This is a genomic window from Streptomyces fuscigenes (assembly GCF_021556455.1).
GTDB lineage: Bacteria > Actinomycetota > Actinomycetes > Streptomycetales > Streptomycetaceae > Streptomyces > Streptomyces fuscigenes.
Map to the genome: position 1 here is coordinate 1 of NZ_JAKGCV010000690.1, position 1,938 is coordinate 1,938.

Genomic DNA, 1,938 nt, shown 5'->3' on the forward strand with positions numbered 1-1,938 from the left:
TACGCGGGCGCGTGGCACGCGCGCCCCGGGAGGGCCCCGGCGCGAACCCGCCCGCACCGGACCGGACGGACGGCCGGCCAGGGACGGCCGGAGCCCATGGGCGGCCCGGCCCTCGGGACGCCCGCCGGAACGGATGGGCGGCCCGGGCCCCGGGACCGGCCCGGTCCGGGATCAGCGCCGTTCGTTGTGCGTGACCGCGTACGCCACCATCGCCGAGTCCAGGTAGGCGTGCACCTCGATGATGTTCGCCTCCGCCTCGGAGCCGTCGAACCGGCAGACCCAGCAGTACTCGTTGTCGAAGGGGGCGCCGTCGTTCGTCACGGACGTGGCGAGCAGTTCGACGATCGTCGTGTCGCCGTCGACGTGCAGGCGCTGGAGCTTCAGCCGCACGCCCTCCTTCATCACCCGGGCCAGCCGGTCGAAGGTCGCCTCCTTGAACGCCTTCTTGCTGAAGTACGGGCCGGCGAGGGGATGGGTCCCCATCACCGTCCAGTGCACGTCGTCGGAGACGCGGGCGAAGAACTCGTGGTGCGTGGCCGGGTCCTCCAGCTTGGAGAACAACTCGGCCCGGTCGTCGCGCACGCTGCCCATGGCGAACCACTCCCTTCCGCTTCCGCTCTCCACCGTAGGCCGCGACCCCGCTCCCCCGCCCGGCGCGAGCGGCAGGGCGGCGGGGAGGCGGGAGCGGGGTCGCGGCCGAGGCGCGCCGGTGCCCGGCGGCGGACGGCGGACGGCGGACGGCGGACGGCGGACGGCGGACGGCGGATCAGACGTAGTCCTCCAGCCTGGCGACGGCGAAGCCCTGGTCCGTGATGCGCCGGATCAGATTCCTGACGTTCTCCACCATCGTCGCGCTCCACTCGGAGCGGCCCTGGAAGTGCGTGAGGATGATGTCGCCGGGTTCGAAGCGGTCCTCGTCGCGCCAGTCCATGTGCGTCGGGAACGCCTCGTTCTCCCAGAGCGGGATCGCCTTGATCCCGCAGGACTTCGCGATGCGCAGGGTGTCACCGGTGTAGTTGCCGTAGGGCGGCCGGAACAGCGTGGGGCGCCTGCCGTACTCCTTGGCCAGTTTGTCCTGCTGGCCGCAGATCTCGTGCTCCTGCTGCTCGTGGGTGAGGCCGGGGAGGTACGGGTGGGTCAGGGTGTGGTTGCTCAGGGTGACGCCGGAGTCCCGCACCTTGGTGAAGTAGCCGTAGTCGTCACTGATCAGGTAGTCGCTCAGGAAAGCGCTGTAGGGGACGCGCAGCTCCGACATCATCTTGACGAACTGCGGCTCCTTCTCCGATCCGTCGTCGATCGTGATGAACACGATCTTGTCCTTGGTCGGCACGCGCGTGAAGACGGGCGGCAGGCCCGGCTCCCCGTCCTCGGCCTCGAACCCCGCGCGGGTGGGGATGTGCGGCTTGACCGCGGGCGGCGCCGGGGGGATCAGCGGCGCCGCGGTCAGCCCCCACTTCCGCGCGGTGGCCAGCCGCTCGGCCGCCGTCGTCGCGAGGCGGTACGCGTACGAGGACAGCCCGCCCGCCGCGGCCGGATGCCCGGGGCCCGCCCGGCCGGGCGCGGGCCGTGCGGCCGGCCTGGTCCCCGGCTGCCGGGGGGACGCCGACGCAGACGCCGATTTCCGTGCGGGAGCCGATCCGGATGTCGGGACCGAGGCCGAAGCGGAAGCCGATCCCGAGGCCGGGGCCGAGGCCGAAGCGGAAGCCGACGAGGACCCGGACGCGGACGCGCCGGCTCCCGCGTGCGTCGCCGATCCGGACGGGGACCGCGACCCGGAGGGCGACGCGCTCCCGAACTCCGGCGCACTCGCCGAGGGGGACGCCGTCCCGGACGGCGACGCGGAGGCGGCCCCGCCCGCCGGCGCCTGCTTCGTGGCGGCGACTCCCGCCGCCCCCGCCACGCCCGCGGCACCGGCCTTCCCCGCGTCGGAGCCGGCCT

2 protein-coding genes and 1 pseudogene are annotated in these 1,938 nt (G+C 73.7%); 1 reads left to right on the forward strand and 2 read right to left on the reverse strand.

Translation table 11 applies throughout. The features are described from left to right. Positions 1–171: 171 nt before the first annotated feature. A complete protein-coding gene (locus tag L1885_RS27780; RefSeq protein ID WP_235799905.1) occupies positions 172–591 on the reverse strand; it encodes a nuclear transport factor 2 family protein in 420 nt (139 codons plus the stop codon). A gap of 175 nt (positions 592–766) precedes the next feature. Then, the gene (locus L1885_RS29475) at positions 767–1,330 is read right to left on the reverse strand and encodes a polysaccharide deacetylase family protein (RefSeq protein ID WP_372482050.1); all 564 of its coding nucleotides are present in this window, start codon (positions 1,328–1,330) and stop codon (positions 767–769) included. On the opposite strand from L1885_RS29475, the pseudogene L1885_RS29480 reads away from it, so the two are divergent. Continuing rightward, positions 1,320–1,938: pseudogene (locus L1885_RS29480) on the forward strand (hypothetical protein); the annotation flags it as partial. The gene L1885_RS29475 and the pseudogene L1885_RS29480 sit on opposite strands and share 11 nt — an antisense overlap.

Bases quoted from the DNA above. Each gene is read 5' to 3' on its own strand.
- L1885_RS27780 (WP_235799905.1), bottom strand. From the start codon at position 591: ATGGGCAGCGTGCGCGACGACCGGGCCGAGTTGTTCTCCAAGCTGGAG.